Source organism: Arthrobacter sp. SE2, from assembly GCF_058244265.1.
In genome coordinates this window covers 64,970-90,415 of the sequence record NZ_JBZAYA010000011.1, presented here as the reverse complement: position 1 = coordinate 90,415, position 25,446 = coordinate 64,970, and the positions used below count along the sequence as shown (strand labels likewise).

The window sequence follows — 25,446 nt, the reverse complement described above, 5'->3', positions numbered from 1 at the left end:
TCGAAGAAGAGAGAGCAATGAGACGAACAACAGCATTCGGCGCAGGGTTACTACTCGCCGGACTCGCCGCCTTCGCCCCGCAGCCGGCGGTCGCCGCTGAGACCCCCAAGGCTTCCGTGGGGAACACCACGCATTGCGAGGCCGAGCCACTCACGATGGCGTACTACCGGACCTGGCGCGACGTCACCGTGCCGCAGAGCGCCAACTCAGACTTGCCCGACCCGAACGTCACACGCATGAGCGACCTCCCTCCGGAGATCGATGTGGCGATGGTCTTCGACGCCGGCGCCACGGCCAACACCGACTATTGGGCCACCCTACGCGACACCTACGTGCCCGCATTGCATGCGCAGGGCACGAAGGTGGTCTACACCCTGTGGATCGAGCGGCTCGCCAACGCCGACATCCCGCTGACCGAGGACGCGTACCGCGCCTACGCGCAGCAGCTCGTCGACACCTTCGTCACCCCGTACGGCCTCGACGGGATCGACATCGACGTCGAGTCCTATCCGCAGGGCGACCACCTCACTCGCGCGATCGGCGTTTTCAACGCCCTCGGCAAACTGATCGGCCCGAAGTCCGGCACCGACAAGATCTTCATCTACGACACCAACCAGGACGGCAACACCCCGCTGTTCAAGGCCGTGCACCAGAACGTCTCCTTTGTACTCCTGCAGGCCTACGGCCGCGGCACCTGGGGGCTGCAGGGGACCTGGAACACGTTCGTGGATAAGATCGCCTCCTGCCAGTTCTTGCCCGGCTTCTCCTTCCCCGAGGAGAAGGATCCGACGCGCTGGGGTGACGCCGAAGGCATCTACGATCCCGCCACGGCACCGCGGAGCACGGCGTATCAGTACGCGACCTGGCAGCCCGAGGGCGGCTCCCCGAAGGGCGGGTTCTTCGCATACGCTGTGGACCGCGACGGAAAGTCCTGGGGCGATAACACCATTACGCCCACCGCGTTCTCTTGGATGAAGAACCTGTCCGCAGTGCAGGACAAGGCAGCGGGCGTCGTGCCCAAGGGCACCTGGTCGCTGGCGGTGGCGTCGACTCCGGCGCACGATAGCAAGTTGGGTCCGGGTGACGTGGTCGAGTGGACGGTGTCGGCGACCGCCGGATCCGTCGACGTGCCGGGCGCGATCGTGGCTGTGGACCTCAGGGACCTCGTTGACGACGCGACAATCGAAGGCCTCACGGCGTCGACCGGTACGATTCAGCAATTTGATGGCGCCGCGGGGTGGACGGTGGATCTGCCCGCCGGTAAGAGCGCGACCCTGACGGTTTCGGCGCGGATCAACGCTGCCGGTGCTGAATCCAAGGGGGTGTCGGCGGCTGCCGAGGGGCCTGTTCCGGGCCGGGTCTCGGTGACAGTCGCCGGCTTGGCGCCGCGCGCCGACCTGACCGCCTGCGAGGGCTGCACGGGCATTTCCCTCACGGTGGCGGATTCCGGGCCGACGCCGACGGCCACACCGACGCCGACCGGGACGGTCACCCCGACGGCGACCGGGACGGTCACCCCGACGCCGTCAGCCACGCCCAGCGTGACGGCGACCGGGGTCGGCATCACTACAGGCACGGGGCCAGGCTCTCCCCTCGCGTTTACGGGCGGGCTTGATCCGTTCCGCTGGTTGGGCGTCGGCGCACTGCTCGCTGCGATCGGCGGGGCGATGGTTGCCTGGCACCGCAGGGCTCGTCGCGGCTGATCAAAGGGAATCTTCTTGACCTGCTCGCTGCACTGCACCGGAGTGCGCCTGGTTCACTTCGCAGACAAGACCGCCGCGGCTCCTCACGACACCTTGGCCTATTCCGCCTGGATCATTAACGATTCGGGCGAAGAGCTCACCGATGTCACCCTTGTGCTGCGATCCTTCACCAACGCTGGCTTGGAGGATCTGAAGTACGCGAGCGGTCCGTCCGTCTTGACCCTCGGCCCGGTGCCTGCCGGAGGGGAAACTGAACTGGTCTTCACGTATGTCGTCACCGAAAACGACCAACGCCATGCAGGGGAGCTCATCAGTGCCATGGCTGTCAAGGCAGTGACCGCCTCCGGGGCGAAGCTCTGGGACGAACACGACGCGATCACGCCCATTTCCTTAGATGCGTAGTCCGCCCAATGTTCGCTAGTCACTCGCCTCCATTGCGGTGTAGGTGCCTACTTTTGTGCCTTCCTTTTCTGCCATTGCCAAGCGTGCCAGAACAGCAGCGTCGCCAGGATCAGAGCGGCGGACTGGAGAAGCTGCGGGGTCATCGTTGACAAGAAGTACGCGAACGGCATCGTATTTCCCGGCGTGGGGGTGAACGGGGTCATCGCCTCATTGATGATCACCATGATGGCTATGGCAAGTGCCAGCTCCAGCACCCACAGCCCAACGATGAACGGATTCACCGCAGCTCTGCGCTGAGGTACTTCAACCGCGCCTAAGTGATGCTCCAGTGCATTCCCGTGCTCGTCGATTTCGCGGAATTCAATCCTGCCATGAGCCTCGTCCATTGTCCGTTCCCCCCGGTTTGGCAGCCGTTGCCCCGCCCTCGGCGGCTTTTACGGCGCACGTTTGAGGCACTCTACCGCGCGCAGCGGGAACGCACGAGTACCGCCGTCGACATGGCACCCGCCACTCGAGGCCCGACGGGGCTAGTCTGGGCGCATGACAACTCGTGCCAACGAACTCACTGCCTTGGTCACCGGTGCTACCGCCGGGCTCGGTGCCCAATTTGCCCGCCAGCTGGCGGAATCCGGCCACCACCTTGTCCTCGTGGCCCGGGACGAAAGTCGGCTGCGGGCAAGCGCGGAGGTGCTTGAACGGGACTTCAGTATCTCGGTGGAGGTCCTGCCCGCAGACTTGACCTCCGACGTCGGGGTTGCAGTTGTTGCGGCCAGGCTGCGGGACGCTTCGCGGCCCGTGGACGTGCTGGTCAACAATGCCGGAATCGGTCTGCTGAAAACTTTCGAGAAGAACGATGTGGAAGACGAAAAGCGGCATTTGCGACTGCATGTCCAGACGCCAATGGAGCTGTGCCACGCGGCCTTGGAGGTCATGTTGGCGCGAAAGTCGGGCCGGATCATCAACGTCGCCAGCGTTGCCGCGTTCGCGAACCGGGGGAGTTATTCGGCTGCCAAGGCTTGGCAGGTCAGCTTCAGCCGTTGGGCGAACACTGCGTACGCGGACAGCGGTGTGAAGGTTACCGCGGTGTGCCCGGGCTTCACCCACACGGAATTCCACGATCGGATGGGCATGGACAAGTCGGTGGCTCCGCGTTTCCTGTGGCTGAAGGCCGAGCGCGTTGTCCGGGAAGGCTTGGAAGACAACGCCAAGGGCAAAGGGGTATCCATCCCGACGAAGCGCTACAAAGCGATCACCGCAGTCATGCGCTTCCTGCCGGCGAAGCTTACTTCGGGTCCGCCTCGCCTCGCCGCGAAGCAGGCCGGGCCCGCGAAGTAAACCGGGGGGCCTGGACCAGCACCACCACCGCAATCCCGATCACGGCTCCCACGAACGTCTCCACCCCGCGTTCCAGGACGAGCACGCCAGGATCCGCGGGCGCCGCCAACTGGGTCATGAGCAAGATGACCGGGGTGAAGAACACCATGGCCCAGCCGTAGTGCCGAGCCATGAACAGCTCGGTGGGGAACTGGAAGCCGATCACCAGCAGGGCGAGGATGATGGTGGTTTGCCCGGGGAAATAGTGCAGCGGGGACAGCGGTCCTGGAAAGAGCACGACGGCGACAATCGCCAATCCGAGGAATGTCCCCACGATGCGGTGGATGCCGCGGTGTAGCCGGCTGGGCATATCGGCTCCGGCCAGCGGAACGGCGGCTGCAGCCATCGCCCAGTGCGGGTGCCCGCTGCCCGTGAGCACTCCGCAGACTCCCGCTGCGCCGACGGCGAGCACATACCGGGCGGCGTGAAGCCCGGCTGCTTGGCGCAGCCGCGCCGACGGTGCCGGAAGGTCCCGGACGGCGCCGCGTTCCCAGGCGCGGTGCCGAAACCACCCCGCAAAACCCACCACCATCGAGAACGCTGCCGATGCCGCGCAGATCAGGACCGCGGCAAGGAAGGGGATGTGCGCGGGGACGGAAGCGCATGCCCCCAGGGCCAGGATTCCGAAGAACGGGCCGTTGGGCTTGAGCCGCACCTTGTCCGAGAACAGCGAGCCCACGCCCGCCAGGACTGCCTCGACCGCTACTAATCCCCATGAATGGATATGCGAGACGGACAAGAACGTGCCCACCGAAACGCCGGTCAGGAGCACCGCGGCGGCCTGGGCCTGGTGCTTGAGCCGCAGTTGATGCGACTCGGCACGGCCATACATGCCGGTCAGTGCGCCGAACACGGCGTAGATGATGAGGTCCGCCCGGCCAACCGCGAGAAGCACAAGTGCCGGCACAGCGACGCTCAATGCGACGCGGACGGCAGCAAGGTGATCGTCGCTTGCCGGCGGGATCCTATGAAGGGCGCGTGCATGGGCCAAGATTGATCGCAACGGGACACCACCAATCAATTCAGCCGATCATTCGGAAGCTATCAGCACCCCAAGATCCGCGCCATTAGCTGGGTCACAACGTTTCTTTGTGCGTCGCGCGCTGGCGGCCGTTAGTGAGGCAGCAAGGTCAGCGGCATCCCCCGGAATCCCATTTGTAGTCGATCCAAGCGGTGAACCCTTCGCAGCGCTCGAACATCGTGCGGGGCTCGGCGCCGTGTCCCTCGATCCATAGGATGGCTCCATCCGGGGTGACGCCGTCGACGCGACCGGTGCGGACTGTCGTGTTATCGCGCCGGATCTGGATCACTTCGCCGAGTAGCGCCACCCAGTCGTGCTGGAGGTGCATCCTCCTGGTGTCCGGTTTGACCGTGGCCGACGTGGCCGACGTGGCCGACGTGGCCGACGTGGCCGACGTGGCCGACGTGGCCGGAAGGCGCGTCAGGCCGGGAAGCATTGCAACGCCGTCGAGCGGGCGGATTCCAGCGCTTCGCGAACGGGACGTTTGCGGTGTTGCTCGGAGAGGATTTCCACGCCCCACGGCCCGTTGAAACCGATGGCCTGGAGCGCTTTGATGAACCCGGTGACGTCCTGGTCTCCTTCTCCGCAAAGCCGGCGATTGTCCCGGGTGTCCTCAAAGAGGGTCCCCTTTATTTCCGCGTCCGCGTCATTGAGTTCCACCCCGAAAATCTGCTCGGCGGTGAGGCTGCGGGACAGCTCTTCCAAGCTCGTTCCAGCCCGGAAGACATGCCAGTAATCAACCACGAGGCCGCATTCCGCCATATCAACGGTCCGCATGAGTTCGGCGGCCGCGGGAATCGAGCCGACCATCGAAAACGGCATGGGCTCGAGGGCAATGCGCGTCCCTCTTTGTGAGGCTTGCTTTGTCAGGCGCCGCAGCGGCTCCACCAGGAAATCGAGATCATCCAAGGGCTCGCTGAACGCCGTTCCTACCTTGATGAATCGCGCCCCGAGTGTTTCGGCGGCATCGAGGAGCAGTTCGAGCTGCGGCTTCCACTCGTGGGAGCGGGACTCGTCCCACCAGTCACTGAGCAACTCGACTTCGACGTGGCGGAAGCCGGCCTGTTCGACGAGTTTCCGGAGTCCGGAGAAGCCGATGGTGTCCTTCGCGGCCACGAGGTCGTCGTGCGCCAGCCCGAACCCGGCCCATCCGGTAGAAGCGATGGCTTCCAAGCGCTCTCCGATGGGGACGGGGCTCGTCTCAGGGTTGCTCAAAGGCGCGATATTTCCCGCGCTGGTCCAGCAGGATGCGACCAGTTTGGGGGTGCTTGTTGAGTACGTCATCGTTCTCCTCGCGACGGGGTGCGGCTAGTTAGGGCAGGTGAGGGTGTGGATACTCAGTCACAATCCAATTGGAACGCTCCATTGACAATTGGTCAAGCCTTGATTTAGCGTTGGAGCGTTCCACAAAGCGATCCAGATCACACGGCGGGTTGGAACACATCCGTTCATAGCTAGATGGTTCCGGCGTCCGCTGCCTTCGAAGGCACAGAAAACCCGGGCGACGGTCGAAGTACGCGACATCAAAGGAGATCTCACGTGGCAAAGTTCAATTGGCGGCGGGGCGCAGTAGCGCTGGCCGTAGTACCGCTTCTGGCCCTGGCAGCATGCTCAAGCGGAGGCGGCAAGCCGGCTGACACCGGCAGTGCAGGTGGCGGCGGGCAAGCCGCCAGCACTCCCCGGATCAAGGTAGCGCTCATCACCCACGCCGAGGCTGGCGACACGTTCTGGGACATCGTCCGCAAGGGCGCGGAGTCTGCAGCCGCGAAGGACAATGTCGAGGTTCTTTATACAAGTGATGCCGACGCGGGGCGCCAGTCCCAACTGGTGCAGCAGGCCATCGACCAGAAGGTTGACGGAATCGCGGTCACTATCGCGAACCCAGGCGCCATGAAGGACGTGCTGAAGAAGGCCACCGACGCCGGCATCCCGGTGGTGAGCTTCAACGCCGGCGGTGACGTCTCCGCGCAGATGGGGGCGTTCACCCACTTCGGTTCCAATGAGACCCTGGCTGGCGAAGCGGTCGGCGCCAAGCTGGCATCGCAGGGCTACAAGCACCCCATCTGCGTGATCATGTCACAGGGACAGGTGCAACTCGAACAGCGGTGCGCAGGCGTGAAGACGAAGGTGCCCGGGACCGAGATCCTGTATGTCAACGGGGCCGATATGACGGCGGTGCAGTCTACTGCGACGGCGAAGCTCCAGGCCAGCAAGGATGCTGACGTGATCATCGGGTTGGGCGCTCCCTTCACCTTGACCATCCTCAAAGCCGTGGCAGATGCCAACAGCCCGATCAAGGTAGCCAGCTTCGACCTGAACCCCGCGCTGGCGCAGGCGATCAACGATGGCAAGGTCCTGTTCACGGTGGACCAGCAGCCGTGGCTCCAGGGCTACTTGTCCATTGACGCAATCTGGCAGAACAAACTTGGTGGTTTCAAGATCGGTGGCGGGCAGCCCGTCCTCACGGGCCCGACGATCGTCGACAAGTCCAACATTTCCGATGTGCTGAAGTTCGTTCAGCAGGGCATCCGCTAATCCGATGACCGCTCAGCTCGCGCGGCACGATTTCCTTGCCGCGCGAGCTGATGGAGAAGAAAGGTATTTCATGGCTTTAGTTACTGCCCCGGCACCCAAAACTGCCGCGGATGAGCGGGTCGCGAAGCGGAGCCCGTTGAGCAAGTTGATGGCCCGTCCTGAAGTCGGCGCCCTCGTGGGGGCGGTTGTCCTCTTCATTTTCTTCGCTTCGGTGTCCGGGACGTTCACCCAGCCGAATGCCTTGGCGACGATCCTTTACGGTTCTTCGACGATCGGGATCATGGCGGTGGGGGTGTCGTTGTTGATGATCGGCGGCGAGTTCGACCTCTCCACCGGTGTGGCCGTCATCTCCTCGGCGCTGACAGCATCCCTCTTCAGCTGGTATTTCTCGATGAATGCATGGGTCGGCGTGGTCATCGCGCTGCTGGTGTCCCTGGCGATCGGTTTCATCAATGGGTGGATCCTCGTCAAGACGAAGCTGCCGTCCTTCATCGTGACTCTGGCGACGTTCCTGATGCTCACGGGCCTGAACCTGGCCCTGACCCGCCTGATCGGCGGGTCCGTGTCCTCTCCGTCGATTTCCAAGCTGGACGGGTTCGACTCGGCCCACGCGGTGTTCGCCTCCTCGATCAGCATCGGCGGGGTCGAGGTCAAGATCACGGTGTTCTTCTGGATCATCCTGGTCTTGATTGCCTCCTGGGTGCTGCTGCGCACCAAGGTGGGCAACTGGATCTTCGCCGTGGGCGGGGACGCGAACGCGGCCCGCGCCGTGGGCGTGCCGGTGACCAAGACCAAGATCGGGTTGTTCATGGCGGTCGGGTTCTGCGGCTGGATCCTGGGCATGCACAACCTCTTCGCCTTCGACGCAGTGCAGTCCGGCGAAGGCGTGGGCAACGAGTTCCTCTACATCATCGCCGCGGTCATCGGCGGCTGCCTCCTCACCGGCGGTTACGGCTCGGCCGTGGGCGGGGCGATCGGCGCGTTCATCTTCGGCATGGCGAACAAGGGCATCGTGTACGCGCAGTGGAACCCTGACTGGTTCAAATTCTTCCTGGGCCTGATGCTGCTCCTGGCCACCATCGTGAACCTCATCGTCAAACGCCGCGCAGAGCTCAAGTAGAAGGGCCCGGAAATGAATGCCAAACAGATCGACCAGCAGACCCTGCTCAAGGATGAGAAAGACCCGCTGACCCACACCCCCGTGCACCTGCTCTCCCTGGACGCGGTGGGCAAGCACTACGGGAACATCATCGCCCTGCGCGATGTGACCATGGCCGTGGACAACGGACGCGTCACCTGCGTGCTGGGGGACAACGGCGCGGGCAAGTCCACGCTGATCAAGATCATCGCCGGCCTGCACCAGCACGACGCCGGGACGCTGAAGATCATGGGGGAGGAGCGGAAGTTCAACTCGCCCCGCGACGCCCTGGACGCCGGCATCGCCACCGTGTACCAGGACCTGGCCGTGGTCCCGTTGATGCCGATCTGGCGGAACTTCTTCCTCGGCTCGGAACTGACCACCGGGTTCGGGCCGTTCAAGTCCATGGACGTCCAGAAAATGAAGGACATCACCCTGAAGGAACTCGCCGAGATGGGCATCGACCTGCGCGATGTGGAACAACCCATCGGCCAGCTCTCCGGCGGTGAACGCCAATGCGTCGCGATCGCCCGGGCCGTGTACTTCGGGGCGAAGGTGCTGATCCTGGACGAACCCACCGCCGCGCTGGGCGTGAAGCAGTCCGGCGTGGTGCTCCGCTACATCCTGCAGGCCCGGGACCGCGGCCTGGGCGTCATCTTCATCACGCACAACCCGCACCACGCCTTCCCTGTCGGTGACCGGTTCCTGCTGCTCAAGCGCGGCAAGTCGATCGGCTACTACGACAAGAAGGACATCACCCTGGACGAGCTCACCGCCCAGATGGCCGGCGGCGCGGAACTGGCCGAACTCGCCCACGAACTCGAACAACTCGGCGGACACACGGAGGCACTCAAGGAAGTCCAAGCCGAAGTCGCCGAAGTCACCGACGCGGCATACGAAAGCAACACCAAGCGCCACTAAGCGCGTACGTCTACAACCTGATGGAGCCACCATGGAAATGCTAATAGCCGGAAACTGGCGCGGCGCCGCCGACGGAAGGACCGAGGAAGTCCGCTCGCCCTTCGACGGCCGGACGATCGACACGGTCCCCGTAGCGACGGTCCAGGACGCCCAAGCCGCTCTTGACCGGGCCGAAATCGGCGCCCACCTGCAAAGGACAACGCCGGCCCACGTGCGCGTCGATATCCTCCTGCGCGCAGCCGCCCTGGCGGATGAACGTGCCGAGGACATTGCCCAGACTATTAGCGCCGAATCCGGCAAGCCCATCACAGAGGCGCGGGGCGAGGCCAGCCGCTCCGGGAACATCATCCGCCTCGCTGCCTATGAGGGAAGCCAGCTGTACGGATCCACCCTTCCGTTGGACGCAAACGCCGGGACAGGCTTGGACAAGATCGGCTTCACCTTGCGCCAGCCGGTGGGTATCGTCGTCGCCATCACCCCGTTCAACTACCCGGCCCTGCTGGTGTTGCACAAAATTGCACCCGCGCTGGCAGCCGGTAACGCCGTCGTGCTTAAACCCGCCCGCGCAACGCCGCTGACGGCGCTGAAGCTGGCGCAGTGCTTCGTCGACGCCGGCCTGCCGTCTGAGGCGCTGTCCGTGATCACCGGACCCGGCAGCTCCCTGGGCGACGTCCTGGTGTCCGACCCACGGGTGCGCAAGGTGTCCTTCACCGGCTCCACCAGCACCGGGACCCACATCAGTTCGATCGCGGGAGTGAAGAAGCTGTCCCTCGAATTGGGGGCCTCGTGCCCCGTGATCATCCTGCCGGACGCGGACCTCGAACTCGCCGCGACCGCAGTGGCTGCCGGAGGCTACGTCAACGCCGGCCAGGTGTGCATTTCGGTGCAGCGGGTCATCGTTGACCGTCGCGTCGAGAAAGACTTCCTGGACGCGCTGGTCCCGAAGGTCGAAGCGATCGCCGTGGGCAACCCCAAGGAAGAGGACACCCGGCTTGGTTCGCTGATCTCCGAAGAGGAAGCCTCACGCGTCCACGCATCGATCCTGGAGGCCCGCCATTCCGGTGCCCGGGTCCTCACCGGCGGTGACCGCGACGGCGCCGTGGTGACTCCCGCCGTCGTCGCCGGCGTCGATCCGCGGTCCGCGCTGAGCCGGAACGAACTGTTCGGACCCGCCGTCGCCGTCTCCTCCGCGCCGGACATGGAAAGTGCAATCGCGATGGCTAACGACAACGAGTACGGACTGGGCGCTGGCATCTTCACCAGCGACGTCGGCGGAGCGGTCCAGGCCATGCGGCAGATCGACGCCGGCAACATCCACATCAACTGGTCGCCGCTCTGGCGGGCCGACCTCATGCCCTACGGCGGCTTGAAAGGCAGCGGGATCGGCAAGGAAGGCGTCCGCTCTGCTGTCCAGGAAATGACCGAAGAGAAGACGGTCGTCCTGCACGGGCGCCCCTGGTAACCACGACAACGGGAATAAGGCAATGACCACACCATCGCAGACCATCAGGCTCACCACGGCCCAAGCAGTCGTCAAGTACCTCTGCGCACAGTATTCGCTCGCTGACGGCGTCCGCCGCCGCTTGGTCCCCGCCGCCCTCGGCATCTTCGGCCACGGCAACGTGGCAGGTCTCGGCCAGGCACTGGACGAACTGGCGGACGACATGCCGTTCATTCAAGGCCGTCATGAGCAGTACCTGGCTCACATCTCCACAGCGTATGCCAAGGCGAGCCGCCGCCAGGCTGTCCTCGCGGTCACGGCCTCCATCGGCCCGGGTGCGCTCAACCTCGTGACCGCCGCTGGGCTGGCAACGGTCAACCGGATTCCTTTGCTGCTCCTGCCCGGTGACACCTACGCCACCCGGCACCAAGGCCCGGTGCTGCAGCAGCTGGAACACCCCACCGAGGCTGATGCCACGGTCAACGACGCGTTCCGGCCTGTATCGCGATTCTTCGACCGGATCAATCGCCCGGAGCAGCTGCTAACGGCGCTCCCGCAAGCAATGCGGGTGCTCACGAGCCCCACCGACACGGGTGCAGTGGTCATTTCGCTGCCCCAGGACGTGCAATCCCACGCCTATGACTTCCCGGCCGAATTCTTCTTGCCGCGCGATTGGAAGATCCGGCGTCCGCTGCCGGACCTGGAAGAGGTCGACGACGTCGCCCGGCTCATCCGTTCGGCCGAGCGTCCCGTGATTATCGCCGGCGGTGGAATCCACTACTCCGACGCCCACGCGGCGCTCGAGGCGCTGGCAGGCCAGATCGGGATTCCCGTCGTCGAGACCTTCGGCGGCAAGGGCGCCGTGACCAAGGACGAATGGTGGCAAGTAGGCGGCGTCGGGCTCGAGGGCAACTTCGCGTCCAACACCCTGGTCAAGCAAGCCGACCTGGTCCTCAGCGTCGGCACGCGCCTCACCGACTTCGCCACCGGCTCCCAGTCGATCTTCGAGAACGCGGACGTCCGTTTCGCGTCCTTGAACATCGTGGACGCCGATACCCGCAAGCAAGGCGCAACCGGCATCCTCGCGGACGCCCGCTTGGGCCTGGAAGCACTTGCCCGGGCTTTGGAGGGCCACAGCACGGCTGAAAACTGGCAGGAAACAGTCCATTCCGAGAAGGCGAAGTGGGCGCCCATCCGGTCCCAGTGGCTCGACGCCGACACTGCCTACCGCCCGGAAGACCACCCGGACGCGCCGGTCACGGGAGCCGTCCTGACCCAGCCGCAGCTGATCGGACTGATGCAGGAGCACGCCCGCTCCGGCGACACCATCATCGCCGCGGCCGGAGGACCTCCCGGTGACCTGCAAAAGGTCTGGGATGCCACGGGCAACCGCAATTGCCACCTGGAATTCGGTTTCTCCTGCATGGGTTACGAAATCGCGGCTGGCGTGGGCGTCCGCTTGGCTGAGGGCAACAACGACAACCGCGTGGTCACCTTCATCGGTGATGGCACGTTCCTCATGGCACCTACGGAAATCCTCACCGCGGCCCAGGAAGGCCTCAACGTCACGGTGGTTGTCTCCGAAAACCACGGCTACCAGGTCATCCACCGCCTGCAGATGAACCGTATGGGACGCGAATTCGGTAACGAATTCCGCTACCGCACCACCGGTGGAAGCGTCGCCGTCGACGACGCACCCAAAGCGCGTCTCGACGGCGACTACCTCAAGGTGGACCTCCGGCAGATCGCCGAAGGCCTGGGCGCCCTCGCTATCCGGGCGACCACGGCGGCAGAGGTCCGGGAAGCGCTGGCCTCCACGCGCGATACCCAAGGACCAGTCGTGATCGTGGTGCCCACTGTTCCCCACGTGGATTTGCCCGGTGGTGACGTCTGGTGGGACGTAGCCCCGGCCGAGGTTTCCGGACAGGAATGGGTCCGTTCGTTGCGCTCGGACTACGAGCAGGCAAAGAGCCGCCAGCGGTGGTTCGGATGAGCACCTTGAGCGGCGGCAACTACGACGGCGGACCGCTCGACGGCGGTCGGCTACGGCGACGCTTGGCCGCCGGGGATGTGACCCTGGGAACCTTCGTTGGCATGGCTTCAGCCACCGCGGTGGAAGTTTGCGCCGCTGCCGGAGCTGACTGGGTTCTGATCGATCTTGAGCACGGTTCCGGAGGCGAGGATGCCGTCCGCGACGGCGTCCTCGCCGCCGGAAGCTATGGCGTCCCCACCCTTGTTCGCGTGGAGAGCGGGGAACGGATCCGCATTGGCCGGGTCTTGGACCTAGGCGCGGCAGGCATCATGGTGCCCCGCCTGAACTCCGTTGAGGAAGCCGGCCAGACCGTGAAGCACATGCTGTATCCGCCCTACGGCGACCGCGGCGTGGCAACGTACAACCGCGCGTGCCGCTGGGGCATGGACAGGGCTCCGTTGAGCGCAGACCAGCAGTCAGCCGTAGGAATCATCCAGATCGAAACCCTGGACGCACTGGAGCACGTGGAGGAGCTCGCGGCGCAGGACGGCGTGGATGTCCTCTTCGTCGGACCGATGGACATGTCCTTCGCTTTGGGTGTTCCGATGCAACTAGATAGCAATGCCTTCCAAGAGGCGTTGCAGCGGGTGGTCTCGGCCGCGCAACTGCACAACAAAGCGGCCGGCATCCTCGCGGTGGACGGCATGACGGCAGCCAAATATGTCCGCCAGGGCTTCCGGTTCGTAGCTATCGGCTCGGACTCCACCGTCATGGCGGCGGCGTTCCGGGACGCCTTCGACACCGCCCGCAATTGACAAGAATTTTCAACGAGAAAGGCATGAACGTGAGCCCAGAATCCCGCACAGTCGGTGTAGGCCTTATCAGCGTCGGATGGATGGGAAAGCTCCACTCGCGCGCCTACCAGACGGTCCCGTACGCTTACCCGGAGCTTGGCTTGACCACCAAGCTCGTCATCGCGGCGGACACAGCTCCGGACCGGGTGGACTACGCCCGCGATGTCCTTGGCTTCGCGGAAGGCACCACCGACTACCACGATGTCCTGAACCACCCGGACGTGGATGTCGTTTCCATCTGCGCCCCCAACTTCCTGCACGCCGAAATCGGCATAGCTGCGGCCAAAGCGGGCAAGCACTTCTGGATTGAAAAGCCTGTTGGACGCGGCTATGAGGAAACCGCAGCCGTGCAGGAAGCAGCCGTGGAGGCCGGCGTCGTGACCTCCATCGGCTACAACTACCGCCACGCCCCGGCGGTGGAGCACGCCAGGAAGCTCATCGCGGACGGGCGCCTCGGCCGTATCACCAACGTCCGCGCAGTGTTCTTCTCCGGGTACGCGTCGGAGCCCAATGGCGCCTTGTCCTGGCGCTTTGACCGGAAACTAGCCGGCACCGGCGTGCTTGCGGACCTGTTCAGCCACGCAACTGACCTGTGCCAATATGTAGTTGGGCCCATCGCCGAGGTAACCGCGCTCACAAGCACGGTCTACACGCAGCGACCCAAGCTGGCGATGGGGTCAGGGACGCACTTCGCGGTGATCGAAAACGGTGAAATGGGAGAGGTCGAGAATGAGGACTATGCTGCAGCGCTGGTCCGCTTCGGCCCGTCCGCCCGCGGAGCAGGCGCCGTCGGCACCATCGAATCCTCGCGCGTTGCCGTTGGACCCGAATGCGGTTACCAGATCGAGGTCTATGGGACCGAAGGCTCGCTCAAATGGGACTTCGAGCGCATGAACGAACTCAAGGTCTGTCTCGGCCGCAACAACGACGAGCAAGGCTACACAACGGTCAACGCCAGCCCACGCCATGGGGATTACTCCCACTTCCAACCTGGGCCCGGCAACAGCATGGGTTTTGACGACCTCAAGGTCATCGAGGCCAAGAAGTTCCTCGTCGCCGTCACTGGAGGAGCACAGGAAAACTCCAACATCCACGATGCCGCTTCAGCCGCTGCCATTGTCAGCGCTGCGGAAGCGTCCTCGCTGTCCGGTCAATGGCAGAAGATCGAGGAAATCCACGGCACCACGGCAGCGCGGGCGTAACCATGGCAGCTCCATCCGCCCGGCGGCCGACGATCATGGACGTGGCCGAACGCGCCGGCGTTTCCAAGTCGTTGGTCTCACTCGTGCTGCGCGACTCACCGCGCGTCAGTGACGAACGCCGCCAGCGGGTGCTCAAGGCTGTCGAAGAGATGGGCTTCGAGTTGAACCTCGCAGCCCGGTCGCTTGCAACACGGGATAGTGGAACCATCGGTGTGCTGGTCAGCGATATGCACAACCCGTGGGCCTTTGACGTCGCCGACGCCGCACGGACCGTACTCGAAGAGGCCGGGCACACCGTCCTCTTCAGTGCGGTCACCGCGGCGGGCAGGGGAGTGGACCAGTCCATCCTCCAGGCTTTCCGGGACTTGCGGGTCGCGGGCCTGCTCGTCGTCGGAACCGTGCCTGACAAAGCACCGTTCAGCCGCGCCGTTTCCGGCGGGGCTGTGGTCTTTGCGGGCGGGGGACCGGACTACATCGATACGGCCGATATCGTCCGAAGCGACGATGCCCTCGGCATGTCCATGGTTGTTGAGCACTTGATCGCCCAGGGACACGAGAACATCGTGCACCTTGGCGGCCTTGGTGGCTCGGTGGGCCGGGAACGGGTGGATGGGTATTCCGCGGCCATGGAAGAGCACGGGCTGGCCCGTCACATCCATGTGGTCGATGCCGACTTCTTCCAGGAGTCCGGCTATGTTGCCGCTCAAAGGGCACTGAGTTCCCGTTCCAAGCACCAGCGCCCCACAGCGTTGGCCTGCATCAACGACCTTGCCGCTTTTGGTGCCATGACAGCGGCCGATGAACGCGGCGTCGAAATAGCCGTCACCGGTTATGACAACATCGCGCTGGGTGCCATGCCGCGCCTCGGACTGACCACCGTCGATCCTGACAGCTCCACCATTGGCGTCACAGGGGCCAAGACCCTCCTGGAACGCATCCATGGTGAAGGCAGCGGGTTCGTCCACCATTCCGTCACGCCCCACTTGGTCGTGCGGAAATCCAGCCTCCTCGGCCTTTAGAACACACAGGCCGCTAGAAACGCCTCCAGCAACATCGATAACAGCGCAATTTTCGGCGCAATCCCATACCCACATCTTCAAGGATGACGATGGCTTCCATAACCACACCCCAAATCTTTGTCGCTCTCGGCAGCGTCGAGCCAGACCTCGTGGAACCGCTTCTCTCCGAACACCAGCGGCTCATCCAGGACCCCACCGACGAGGACCTGGCCAATGCCGATGCCGCGATCGTCAGGGCTGCCTACCGCGTGGACCGTGAACTGTTGGATCGCATGCCCGCCCTCAAAGTCATCGCCAGGACCGGCGTCGGGACCGACCTTGTGGACGTCGCCGAAGCCAGCCGACGCGGAATCCCGGTGGTCATCACGCCCGGAAGCAACACCGCCTCGGTGGCCGAAGGCGTGTTCGCCCACCTGCTGGCGCTCGTCAAGAAGCTCTCTCCACTGACCTCGCTGGTCCGCGAGGGCCGCTGGGAGCAGCGTGCCGCCGTCGGCGTCGGAGACCTCGAGGGATTCACGCTCGGCATCATCGGTTACGGCCGCATTGGCCGCCGGGTGGCGCGTATCGCCGAGGCCTTCGAGCTGAAGGTCCTGGCCTACGATCCTTTCGCCGAAATCCCCGCCGAGATCCGCTGTGACACCGTGGAGGAGCTCCTTGCAGGCAGCGACTTCGTCACCCTCCACGCGCCCCTGACACCGGAAAACCACAACCTCATCAACGCGGACCGGCTCAAAGCCATGACGCCCGGAGCGATCCTCGTCAACTGCAGCCGCGGAGGCCTCGTCGAGCTCGACGCCGTCCACGAGGCACTGCAGTCCGGCCATCTTTCCGGGCTCGGGCTGGATGTGTACGATCCCGAGCCGCCCGCCCACCACCCATTGTTCGATCACGAAAACGTCGTCCTGACTCCACACCTGATGGGATTCACCCGTCAAGGCATGGCCCACACGATCAGGGATGCCGCCCAAGGCGCGGTTGACGTCCTCGCTGGCCGCACGCCTGCCGCGGTGGCAACGCCGTGACCGCTCTGAAGTTGACGTCCCCGTCCACCATCCAGAACCAACCCAAGCCCGGCTTTCCCGGGCAACCCGCTAGAAAGGACCCCACACATGTCCACTGAACGCCCCCTGAAGGTCGCGCTGTTCGGTTCCGGCCGCATCGGGCAGGTCCACGCCCGGAACATCGCTGCCCACCCGGACCTGGAATTGGCATGGATCGCCGACCCCTTCATTGAAGGAGCGCGCAAGTTGGCGGCCGGGACCGGCGCTATCGCCGTCGAGTCGGCCGACGAGGTCTTCGCGAACGGCGACCTTGACGCCGTCGTGATCGGATCGCCCACCAGCACGCACGTGGACCTGATCTCGCGCGCCATGGCGCAAGGCGTGGCGGCCCTCTGCGAAAAGCCGATCGACCTCGACATCGAGCGGGCGCTCGCTTGCCGGGACGCGATCAAGGGCAACAACACGCCCCTCATGCTCGGGTTCAACCGGCGCTTCGATCCCCACTTCGCGGCCATCCAGTCGCGTGTCGCAGCGGGCGAGATCGGCCGCCTCGAACAGCTGACCATCATCAGCCGCGATCCCGCACCTGCGCCCGCTGCCTACATCGCCACCTCCGGCGGGATCTTCCGGGACCAGAGCATCCATGACCTCGACATGGCCCGCTTCTTCGTCCCTGACATCATCGAAGTTTCGGCCACCGGCGCCAACATGTTCTGCGACTACATCGAGGAAGCCGGGGACTTCGACTCGGTTGTCATCACCCTCAAGGGCCGCGACGGCGAACTCGTCACCATCACCAACTCCCGCCACAGCGCCTTTGGCCACGACCAGCGCCTGGAAGCGTTCGGCAGCGAAGGGATGCTCAGCGCGGGCAACGTCACCCCGACGACGGTGCGCAAGTATGGTGCCGCGGGCACCGAAGAGGCGGACGCCTACCTGCCGTTCTTCCTGGAGCGTTACGCCCAGGCTTACCGGAACGAGTTGGACAGCTTCGCCAAGGCCATCCGCGCAGGCACCCCCTGCAGCCCGGGATTCGACGACGGACTGCAAGCACTCGCTTTGGCCAACGCGGCTGAAGAGTCCGCCCGTTCCGGCCGCGCCGTCAGGATCGAAAATTCGGTCAAGATCGGGCAGCTGTAGCCATGCCACTTCTCCAGGACAAAGTCATCCTGATCAGCGGGGGCACGCAGGGTTTGGGCGCCGGAGTCGCGAGACGCGCGGCGGCCGAGGGTGCAGCCGGGATTGCGGTCACAGGCCGGAACGCAGACTCAGGTGTTCGGCTCGCCGCGGAGATCGCGGCATCCGGCGTCGAAACCCGGTTCATCAAGACCGATCTTGCCGACGTCGAACAGGCCCGGAACTCGGTGCTCGAGACGATCAACGTCTTCGGTCAACTCGACTGCGCGGTCAATGCGGCCGGCCTGACCACCCGCGGCACCATGCTGGACACGACGCCCGAACTTTTCGACGCGCACATCGCGGTGAACCTGAAATCGCCGTTCTTCATCATGGCCGAAACCATCAAGCATCTTTGTAGCAGGGGTGTGCCAGGAAGCATCGTGAACGTCATCTCGATCGCCGAACTTGGCGGGCAGCCGTACTTGGCGCCGTATGTGGCGGCCAAAGCCGGCCTGGCCGGGGCAACCCGCAATGCGGCGCATGCCCACCGTTGGGACAAGATCCGCATCAACGGGCTCGACATCGGCTGGACCGCCACGGACGGCGAAGCCGAAACCCAGAAGAAATTCCATGGCGCAGGGGTCGACTGGCTCGAAAAGGCCAACGCGTCCGTGCCCATGGGAAAGCTCGGACAAGTGGACGAGATCGCCGAATTCATTGTCTTTCTCCTCTCCGACAGGAGCGGTGTTGTCACAGGCTCGGTCATCGACTGGGACCAAAACGTATACGGAGGATCAGATTGAGCATCATCACCAAGCGCCTTGCTGCAGCACCCATTTCCTGGGGCGTCTGTGAAGTCCCGGGATGGGGCCACCAGCTTGAGGCCGACAGAGTCTTGTCCGAAATGACGGAGCTGGGAATCAGCGCCACCGAGTTCGGCCCCGCCGGCTTCCTCCCCGAACAGGCCGCCCAACGCGCGGAGGTGCTGAAGCGGCACAACCTCCAGGCCATCGGCGGATTCTTCCCAGTCATCCTGCACGATCCGTCCAAGAACCCCTTGGATGTTGTGTCGGCCGAGTTGGACGCGTACGAAGCAGCCGGGGCCAGCGTCATGGTCCTCGCCGCGGAGACCGGCGTCGCAGGTTACGACCAGCGCCACGAGCTCGACGCCGAAGGCTGGGAGCTGTTCGGCAGGAACCTCGACGCCGTGGTCAAGGCAGCCGCGGACAAGGGGATCCAGGCAGTGGTCCACCCGCACGTGGGAACCATGATTGAAAGCACCTCGGATGTTGACCGGGTCCTGAACGACACTGCTGCGAACTTGTGCCTCGACACGGGTCACCTTCTCATCGGTGGCACCGATCCTGCCTTGCTCGTCCGCGGCTACGCAGCCCGTATCGGCCACACCCACCTGAAGGACGTGCGAACCGCCGTCGCGAAGCGTGTCCAGGCCGGCGAGATTTCCTACACCGACGGCGTCAAGGCAGGCATGTATGTGCCGTTGGGGCAAGGCGACGTCGGCATCGCCGGAATCGTCCGCGACCTGCTGGGCGCCGGTTACGAGGGCTGGTTCACCATGGAGCAGGACACCATCCTCGAAGCCGAACCTACCGACGACGGCCCGGTCCAGGATGTCCGTCAGTCAGTGGCCTTCCTGCGTCAACTCGAAACGGAAATCAACCGATGAGCGCGGTCCGCTGGGGAGTGCTGACCACGGCACGGATCGCCCAAGGTCGGTTCCTGCCAGCCATGAGCCGGGCCCGGAACGCGGTTGCGTCGGCCATCAGCAGTCCGAGCGGAAAGGCAGCCGAAGTTGCAGAGCGCTTCGGCATCCCGGCCGCCTATTCTTCACACGAGGAATTGCTGGCCGATCCAAGCATCGAAGCCGTCTACCTGCCTTTCCCCAACTCGTTGCACGCCGACTGGATTGTTGCGGCCGCAGAGGCTGGAAAGGACATCCTCTGCGAAAAGCCGCTCGTCGCCAACACCCACGACTATCGCCGGGTGCTGGAAGCCTGCGAACGCAACGGGGTGAACCTTATGGAAGCGTTCATGTACCGCTTCCATCCCCAGCACCAGAAGGTCCGTGAGTTCATCGACTCGGGCAAGATCGGCGAGTTGGTGTCTATGCACGCCCGCTTCCACTTCGTCATGGACCGAAGCGAAGGCGAGGTCCGCCTCCAGCCGGGAATGGACGGGGGTGCGCTCAACGACGTCGGATGCTACGCCGTCGACATCATGAACATGGTCATGGGCCGCGCGCCGCAAACCGTCTTCGGCAAAGGTACAAGCCGCACGGACGCGGTGGAAACCACTATGACGGCGATCCTGGACTATGGGGACGTCCTGGGAACGCTGGACTGCGGTTTCGAGGGCCCGCGTACCAACACGTTCCAGATCATCGGTACGAAAGGCCAGATCACCCTGGACAAGGCCTTCGACCCGGATCCGGGCGAAATTGCCCGCGTTACGGTGTCCTTCCGCGACGGCTGGACCGAGTCTGTCGATATCGGGGAAGACCCGTTCAAGACCGAAATCGAACGGTTCAGCGCGTGGGTGCGCAACTCCGGACCCGAACTCGTCCAGAGGGAATTGACCGAACAGAACCTGGCTGTGCGCCTGGCGCTCCAGGAATCACTCGCCACTGGCTTGCCGCGGGATGTCAACGACGTACATGCCGTGGAGCACCACCTACTACAGGAGCAGTAATGACCACCATCAACCACTTCATCAGCGGAGCCGAAGCTGCCGGTAGCGGAACGGGCACCAAGCCCGTCTACAACCCGGCCACGGGTGCCGTGACTGCCCAGCTTCGCCTGGCCAACCTGGCTGATCTCGACGCCACCGTCGCCGCCGCAAAGGAAGCCGCTGCGAGCTGGGGCGACATTTCGCTGGCCAAGCGCACTGCCGTGCTGTTCAAATTCCGTGAGCTTGTCGCCGCGCATGTGGACGAACTCGCGGCCCTGATCACCGCCGAACACGGCAAGGTCCTCAACGACGCCAAGGGCGAGATCGGCCGCGGCCTGGAGGTCATCGAGTTCGCTTGCGGGATCCCGCAGTTGCTCAAAGGTGAATACTCGGACCAGGTCTCCACCGGGATCGATGTGTTCTCCTTCCGGGAGCCCGTGGGCGTCGTCGCGGGCATTACCCCGTTCAATTTCCCGGTGATGGTGCCGTTGTGGATGGCGCCGATGGCGATCGCCACCGGCAACGCGTTCATCCTCAAGCCCTCCCACCGTGTTCCCTCGGCCGCCATGTTGTTGGCCAAGCTGTGGAAGCAGGCCGGACTGCCGGACGGCGTGTTCCAGGTCCTGCATGGGGACCGCGAGGTTGTTTCAGGTCTCCTGACGCACCCGGACGTGGACGCCATCTCCTTCGTGGGCTCCACCCCTGTTGCGAAGCACATCCTTGAAGTGGCAACGGCCCACGGCAAGCGGGTCCAGGCCCTGGGCGGGGCGAAGAACCACGCCATCATCATGCCCGACGCCGACCTGGACAACGCCGCCGACCACCTGGCCGCAGCCGCGTTCGGTTCCGCCGGGCAGCGTTGCATGGCAATCTCCGTCGCGGTCGCCGTCGGGGACGCCGCTGATCTGCTGGTCAAGAAGGTCGAGGAGCGTGCCCTCGACGTCAAGGTCAAGAACGGCACCGAAGCCGACGCCGACATGGGGCCCGTGATCAGCCCCGAGTCCCGGGAGTTCATCGTCAAGACGGTGACCGAGGCGGAGCAGGCCGGCGCCGCGATGGTCGTGGACGGCCGCGACCTGGTGGTTCCCGGCCACGAAGAAGGCTTCTGGGTCGGCCCCACCGTGATCGACCACGTCAAAACCGAAATGAGCGCCTACACGGAGGAGATCTTCGGCCCGGTCCTGGTCGTCGTCCGGGTCGAGGACCTCGACGAAGGCATCAAGCTGATCAATGCCAATCCGTACGGCAACGGCACCGCGATCTTCACGTCCTCCGGCGCCAGCGCCCGCAGGTTCCAACGTTCCGTGGACGTCGGCATGATCGGCATCAATGTGCCTTTGCCGGTTCCTGTTGCCTACTACTCCTTCGGCGGCTGGAAGGCCTCCCTGTTCGGCGACAAGCACATCTACGGACCCGAGGGCGTCTCCTTCTACACCCGCGGCAAGGTCATCACCTCCCGCTGGCCTGAGTCAACCCACGCCTCGGGAGCTTCGTACAACTTCCCGTCCAACTAAGCCCAGCCCTCCCAACTAGCTCACAGTTGTTGTCGTTTTGAGCCCTCATAACGACAACAAATGCGAGCTAGTTGGGTCGACGGGTGTTTCGAAACGGTGGCAGGATCGAAGCATGACTGTGTCGTTCACATGCCGTACGCATATCGGAATGGAGCCCGGGGAGCTCTTCGACCTCGCCCGCAATGTCGACGCGCACCTCGGCTCCATGGCCAAGTCCCGGGAACGTGCGGTTGCCGGCGTCGTGGCCGGGCTGCTCTCGGAAGGCGACGAGGTCACCTGGCAGGCTTGGCATTTCGCGGTGCCCCTGCGGATGAGCTGCCGCATCACCCGGTTTCGCTTCCCTGATTCGTTTACGGACGAGCAAGTGCGGGGTCCCTTCCGTTTCTTCCGGCACGTGCACGAGTTCCTTCCCGGCGACGACGGCGGCACACTCATGATCGATCGCGTCGAGTTCGCGGCGCCCTTCGGTGTCGTGGGCAGGCTTGCGGAGAAAGCTTTCCTGGGGCGATACCTGGAAAACCTCATCGAACAGCGCAACGAATACCTTGCCCGCAACGGTGCCGCCGCATGATCAGGGCGGCCCGCGCGGACGAACTGGAACGGCTTCGCGGGATCGAATTCGCCGCCGGGGAGATATTCCGTTCTTGCGGAATGGACGCCATCGCAGACGACGAGCCGTTGACCGTCACGGAGCTAGCTCTCTACCAGGCGCGCGGCAGTGTTTTGGTGTTTGCCGACGCGTCAGACTTACCCGTGGCCTATCTCTTGCTTCAACACCTCGACGGTAATGCGCACGTCGAGCAGTTGAGTGTCCACCCATCGCATGCGCGGCGAGGGCTGGGGAGCAAGCTGCTCGACGTTGCTGAAAAGCGGGCACACGCCGAGGGCTTGGAGTGGCTGACCCTGACCACCTTTCGAGATGTGCCGTGGAATGCGCCCTACTATCGCAGGCTGGGTTTCGAGGAACTGGACCCGGAAGTGTTGGACGACGGACTCCGGGGCATCCTGGAATGCGAGGGCTTGGTGGGCCTGAGCCGATGGCCGAGGATCGCCATGCGGCGGCGCGTCAGATCAATCCTCACTCAGGTGAATTCTGTCAGTCTGTATTGACGCGCACAAGATGTCAGTTCAAACTGACAAAATGAACGGTGATGAGCTGACTTCCCACATCCCTGCGACGGACCCGGCAATCGGCCTCCGCGCGGTGGGTGCCCTGCATCGCTTGGCCGAAAAGGTCGAGACCACCAATGTAGCCCTCGCGCGGCAGCAGGGCTGGTCCTGGGAGCAAATCGGTGATGCTTTGGGCGTCTCCAAGCAGTCGGTCCACGCCAAATACGGAAAGTGAGCCTGCCATGTTTGAACGATTTGCCGGCGAAGCCAGGACCGCTGTCCATGCCGGCGCCGAGGAAGCCAAACGCCGCGGAGACCGCAGAATTGGCACGGACCATTTGCTGCTGGGATTGCTCCACGACCCCGAGAGCTGCCGGACTTTGGAGACGGACCTGGAATCGGCCCGCGCCCAGCTCGACGCTCTCGACCAGCAGGCGCTGGAAGCCGTGGGGATCACGCTGGGGGACTTCGGCCTGCTGGGCGCGCCCAAGGGAAGCAGCCGCACCACCTTCACGTCGGCCGCCCGCTCAGTCATTCAGGACTCCTTGGTACTGACCACCCGGGAGAAGGCCCCCAGGATCAGCGCGCGGCACCTCTTGCTCGCGCTGCTGGAACGGCACGAACCCGATCCGGCCGCCGTCCTGCTCAATAAGCTGGGCGTGGACACGGCGGTACTGAAGGCCGGGCTTCAAAATCCGGGGTCTTAGGCTGGCTGACTTCGGAAAGCCTGCAGTGTCGCCCTCCCCGTCCCCTACCCCGCAACCAGCTCAACCTCGTAGCCGTCGGTATTCACCAGATAGGCGGCGTAGTGGTTGGCCCCGCCGGCATGCGGATATTTGCTCTCAAACATCTCGTACCAGCCCGAGTCCGCGCCGAGCTCCCGGAGCCGATCCACGTTCTCCCTGGTGCCAGCATGGAAGGCGAGGTGGTTGAGCCCGGGCTCCGTCCTGCGGTGCGTGCTTCCCGTGAGGGCCGTGGACTGTTCGATCACGATGTACGTGGCTCCGAGTTTCCAGCTGCAGCCCTCGGGCCAGTCCTGGAATTGTTCGTAGCCCAGTTCAGCCAGCAGCCACCCCCACTCCTCCTGGGCACGGCCGATGTGGGGTACCCAAATCTCTACGTGGTGCAGCGAACCCACTGGAACATCAGCCATGCCCAGAGTCTACGTTTGCCGGGAGCCGGCGGGAATGCCGGGCAACTCCGCTACGAATGCCGCGCCGTTCTCAGGCCTGATTTGGCTCCCTTGCTTAGCTGCGTGAGTTTTAGGCTGTGGATGACATCAAGGACGGCATGCTGCGCTGTGGGATGTCGGGGGCGAATGTCTGGGTGGTACGCACGGCGAACCCGGTCCTCGCCTGGACTGTTCCGGCGACGGCCAGCGTCGTGAAGACGATGGTCAGGTGGGCCTTGACCGCGTCGCGAGTGCAGTGGAACATGGGCATGCCCGGCGGTCGGACTTGCTCATCGGGAACGACTGCTCGACATGCCACAGGTCGTGGGAAGAGCCGGCCAGTTTCCGTGAGTGTGCCGTGATCCGCCCGACAAAAGCCACATCAGCGACATTAGGCCGCACCATTAGTGCGTGAAAAGCCGCCGGTTAGAACACGCCACCGCAGGTCAAAGCACTGGCCTGCACGAATTAAAGACGCGTGAGCCAAGCCAGGTCAGAACTTGGAGCGCCATCAGTCAGAGTATTGACGAAGTCTGTCCTTAAAATCATTCAACTCTGGAGCATTTTCGCTTATGTATCGATGGTCATAGGCCGACTGAACGGCTGCGCCCAAGCCGACGAGGTTGGTTTCTGCTTTGCACCGCACATCTGCGGTTGCCACTGCGATTTCTAATGCGGTCGCCTTTTCTGTCTCGCGCCACTTCACGTCACCAATTGCGGCGATTGGGTCTTTATACTCAAATCCTGCATCTTTCATGCAAGTAGACCACTGATTTGAAACGTGAACATATCGACTATCGGCAAGGGGGATCACGGGACCCCCGCGGATCAAAGCCTTACTTTCCGCGAAGATGAAGGCCACCATCCCCAAGTGGCTTTTTACTGCTTCGTCCAAACAGCGGTCTGCAAGATCTTTGGGTACACCTTCCGCAGATGACTCAATCGCACCAGAGCTATCGCCACGCTTGTAACCATGCATGGGGGCATTTGCAATGTCAAAGTACCCCCACAGGTCTGACCTAACAGTGCGGTCTCTGACCTGGCCGTCAATAAAGTGAGTCAACTCCGCGTCCGAAGATGACCATTGGAAGTGCCCTTTCGACCCCTGCGCCTGGAGGCATTCGTTTACGTCGCGTTGCTGTGCTTTCGCCAGAGCAAGAATCTGCACGCCGGACGGAAGGAAGTCGTCGATCGGTCTAGAGATGGCATCCCCACTTCCTGGATTGGGGACAGCAGCGATGGCAGGCTCCTGCCGTGTGGG

General features: G+C 63.9%; 27 protein-coding genes and 1 pseudogene. 21 read left to right on the top strand and 7 right to left on the bottom strand.

Annotated elements, in window-relative coordinates:
• Positions 1-17: 17 nt before the first annotated feature.
• Together AC4CS3_RS15895 and AC4CS3_RS15890 are read left to right on the top strand one after the other, a co-directional pair.
• Positions 18-1,703 (top strand): EndoS/ChiA family endoglycosidase, encoded by a 1,686-nt coding sequence (locus AC4CS3_RS15895; protein ID WP_490784280.1) that lies wholly within the window; start codon positions 18-20, stop codon positions 1,701-1,703.
• A 15-nt stretch (positions 1,704-1,718) separates the two neighbouring features.
• Positions 1,719-2,105 (top strand): hypothetical protein, encoded by a 387-nt coding sequence (locus AC4CS3_RS15890; protein WP_490784279.1) that lies wholly within the window; start codon positions 1,719-1,721, stop codon positions 2,103-2,105.
• A 47-nt stretch (positions 2,106-2,152) separates the two neighbouring features.
• Here AC4CS3_RS15890 and AC4CS3_RS15885 read toward each other — a convergent pair whose 3' ends face one another.
• The gene (locus tag AC4CS3_RS15885) at positions 2,153-2,491 is read right to left on the bottom strand and encodes a hypothetical protein (protein WP_490784278.1); all 339 of its coding nucleotides are present in this window, start codon (positions 2,489-2,491) and stop codon (positions 2,153-2,155) included.
• A gap of 154 nt (positions 2,492-2,645) precedes the next feature.
• Between AC4CS3_RS15885 and AC4CS3_RS15880 the strand changes: the two genes are divergently transcribed.
• Positions 2,646-3,440: an SDR family NAD(P)-dependent oxidoreductase gene (locus AC4CS3_RS15880; protein ID WP_490784277.1), complete on the top strand. Its 795-nt coding sequence runs from the start codon at positions 2,646-2,648 to the stop codon at positions 3,438-3,440.
• Here AC4CS3_RS15880 and AC4CS3_RS15875 read toward each other — a convergent pair.
• From AC4CS3_RS15875 to AC4CS3_RS15865, 3 genes are all read right to left on the bottom strand, one after another.
• A complete protein-coding gene (locus AC4CS3_RS15875; protein WP_490784276.1) occupies positions 3,388-4,470 on the bottom strand; it encodes an FUSC family protein in 1,083 nt (360 codons plus the stop codon). The genes AC4CS3_RS15880 and AC4CS3_RS15875 overlap by 53 nt on opposite strands.
• 139 nt (positions 4,471-4,609) lie before the next feature.
• Positions 4,610-4,936, bottom strand: a complete 327-nt coding sequence (locus tag AC4CS3_RS15870; protein ID WP_490784275.1) for a hypothetical protein — start codon at positions 4,934-4,936, stop codon at positions 4,610-4,612.
• Complete coding sequence (locus AC4CS3_RS15865) at positions 4,921-5,784, bottom strand: sugar phosphate isomerase/epimerase family protein (protein ID WP_490784274.1); 864 nt, start codon at positions 5,782-5,784, stop codon at positions 4,921-4,923. Before AC4CS3_RS15865 ends, AC4CS3_RS15870 begins: the two co-directional genes overlap by 16 nt.
• Before the next feature lie 255 nt (positions 5,785-6,039).
• On the opposite strand from AC4CS3_RS15865, the gene AC4CS3_RS15860 reads away from it, so the two are divergent.
• From AC4CS3_RS15860 to AC4CS3_RS15775, 18 genes are all read left to right on the top strand, one after another.
• Complete coding sequence (locus AC4CS3_RS15860; protein WP_490784273.1) at positions 6,040-7,035, top strand: substrate-binding domain-containing protein; 996 nt, start codon at positions 6,040-6,042, stop codon at positions 7,033-7,035.
• A 70-nt stretch (positions 7,036-7,105) separates the two neighbouring features.
• Positions 7,106-8,155: an ABC transporter permease gene (locus AC4CS3_RS15855; RefSeq protein WP_490784272.1), complete on the top strand. Its 1,050-nt coding sequence runs from the start codon at positions 7,106-7,108 to the stop codon at positions 8,153-8,155.
• A gap of 12 nt (positions 8,156-8,167) precedes the next feature.
• A complete protein-coding gene (locus AC4CS3_RS15850) occupies positions 8,168-9,094 on the top strand; it encodes an ATP-binding cassette domain-containing protein (protein ID WP_490784271.1) in 927 nt (308 codons plus the stop codon).
• 31 nt (positions 9,095-9,125) lie between these two features.
• Entirely contained in the window at positions 9,126-10,556 is a 1,431-nt protein-coding gene (locus tag AC4CS3_RS15845) for an aldehyde dehydrogenase family protein (protein ID WP_490784270.1), read from the top strand.
• 22 nt (positions 10,557-10,578) lie between these two features.
• The gene (gene iolD / locus AC4CS3_RS15840) at positions 10,579-12,528 is read left to right on the top strand and encodes a 3D-(3,5/4)-trihydroxycyclohexane-1,2-dione acylhydrolase (decyclizing) (protein ID WP_490784269.1); all 1,950 of its coding nucleotides are present in this window, start codon (positions 10,579-10,581) and stop codon (positions 12,526-12,528) included.
• Positions 12,525-13,322 (top strand): HpcH/HpaI aldolase family protein, encoded by a 798-nt coding sequence (locus AC4CS3_RS15835; RefSeq protein ID WP_490784268.1) that lies wholly within the window; start codon positions 12,525-12,527, stop codon positions 13,320-13,322. The genes iolD and AC4CS3_RS15835 overlap by 4 nt, the downstream gene beginning before the upstream one ends.
• Before the next feature lie 29 nt (positions 13,323-13,351).
• Positions 13,352-14,563, top strand: a complete 1,212-nt coding sequence (locus AC4CS3_RS15830) for a Gfo/Idh/MocA family protein (protein ID WP_490784267.1) — start codon at positions 13,352-13,354, stop codon at positions 14,561-14,563.
• Between the two features lie 2 nt (positions 14,564-14,565).
• Positions 14,566-15,582 (top strand): LacI family DNA-binding transcriptional regulator, encoded by a 1,017-nt coding sequence (locus tag AC4CS3_RS15825; protein WP_490784266.1) that lies wholly within the window; start codon positions 14,566-14,568, stop codon positions 15,580-15,582.
• A gap of 89 nt (positions 15,583-15,671) precedes the next feature.
• The gene (locus tag AC4CS3_RS15820; protein ID WP_490784265.1) at positions 15,672-16,604 is read left to right on the top strand and encodes a hydroxyacid dehydrogenase; all 933 of its coding nucleotides are present in this window, start codon (positions 15,672-15,674) and stop codon (positions 16,602-16,604) included.
• Between the two features lie 87 nt (positions 16,605-16,691).
• Entirely contained in the window at positions 16,692-17,723 is a 1,032-nt protein-coding gene (gene iolG, locus AC4CS3_RS15815; protein WP_490784264.1) for an inositol 2-dehydrogenase, read from the top strand.
• A 2-nt stretch (positions 17,724-17,725) separates the two neighbouring features.
• On the top strand, positions 17,726-18,505 hold the full coding sequence (locus AC4CS3_RS15810; RefSeq protein WP_490784263.1) for an SDR family oxidoreductase: 780 nt from the start codon (positions 17,726-17,728) through the stop codon (positions 18,503-18,505).
• Positions 18,502-19,389 carry a sugar phosphate isomerase/epimerase family protein gene (locus AC4CS3_RS15805; protein ID WP_490784262.1) on the top strand — a complete coding sequence of 296 codons (888 nt, stop codon included), beginning with the start codon at positions 18,502-18,504 and terminating at the stop codon, positions 19,387-19,389. The genes AC4CS3_RS15810 and AC4CS3_RS15805 overlap by 4 nt, the downstream gene beginning before the upstream one ends.
• Positions 19,386-20,411: a Gfo/Idh/MocA family protein gene (locus AC4CS3_RS15800; RefSeq protein ID WP_490784261.1), complete on the top strand. Its 1,026-nt coding sequence runs from the start codon at positions 19,386-19,388 to the stop codon at positions 20,409-20,411. The genes AC4CS3_RS15805 and AC4CS3_RS15800 overlap by 4 nt, the downstream gene beginning before the upstream one ends.
• Positions 20,411-21,904 carry a CoA-acylating methylmalonate-semialdehyde dehydrogenase gene (locus tag AC4CS3_RS15795; RefSeq protein WP_490784260.1) on the top strand — a complete coding sequence of 498 codons (1,494 nt, stop codon included), beginning with the start codon at positions 20,411-20,413 and terminating at the stop codon, positions 21,902-21,904. Before AC4CS3_RS15800 ends, AC4CS3_RS15795 begins: the two co-directional genes overlap by 1 nt.
• A 112-nt stretch (positions 21,905-22,016) precedes the next feature.
• Positions 22,017-22,475, top strand: a complete 459-nt coding sequence (locus AC4CS3_RS15790) for an SRPBCC family protein (protein ID WP_490784259.1) — start codon at positions 22,017-22,019, stop codon at positions 22,473-22,475.
• Complete coding sequence (locus AC4CS3_RS15785) at positions 22,472-23,014, top strand: GNAT family N-acetyltransferase (RefSeq protein WP_490784258.1); 543 nt, start codon at positions 22,472-22,474, stop codon at positions 23,012-23,014. The genes AC4CS3_RS15790 and AC4CS3_RS15785 overlap by 4 nt, the downstream gene beginning before the upstream one ends.
• A gap of 31 nt (positions 23,015-23,045) precedes the next feature.
• Complete coding sequence (locus tag AC4CS3_RS15780) at positions 23,046-23,249, top strand: helix-turn-helix domain-containing protein (RefSeq protein ID WP_490784257.1); 204 nt, start codon at positions 23,046-23,048, stop codon at positions 23,247-23,249.
• Positions 23,250-23,256: 7 nt separating this feature from the next.
• Positions 23,257-23,721 (top strand): Clp protease N-terminal domain-containing protein, encoded by a 465-nt coding sequence (locus tag AC4CS3_RS15775; RefSeq protein WP_490784256.1) that lies wholly within the window; start codon positions 23,257-23,259, stop codon positions 23,719-23,721.
• Between the two features lie 44 nt (positions 23,722-23,765).
• Here the strand turns inward: AC4CS3_RS15775 and AC4CS3_RS15770 are convergent, their stop codons facing one another.
• From AC4CS3_RS15770 to AC4CS3_RS15760, 3 genes and pseudogenes are all read right to left on the bottom strand, one after another.
• Positions 23,766-24,167 (bottom strand): VOC family protein, encoded by a 402-nt coding sequence (locus tag AC4CS3_RS15770; protein ID WP_490784255.1) that lies wholly within the window; start codon positions 24,165-24,167, stop codon positions 23,766-23,768.
• A gap of 50 nt (positions 24,168-24,217) precedes the next feature.
• Positions 24,218-24,512, bottom strand: a pseudogene (locus AC4CS3_RS15765) (hypothetical protein); the annotation flags it as partial.
• Positions 24,513-24,696: 184 nt separating this feature from the next.
• The gene (locus AC4CS3_RS15760) at positions 24,697-25,353 is read right to left on the bottom strand and encodes a hypothetical protein (RefSeq protein WP_490784254.1); all 657 of its coding nucleotides are present in this window, start codon (positions 25,351-25,353) and stop codon (positions 24,697-24,699) included.
• Positions 25,354-25,446: the final 93 nt, after the last annotated feature.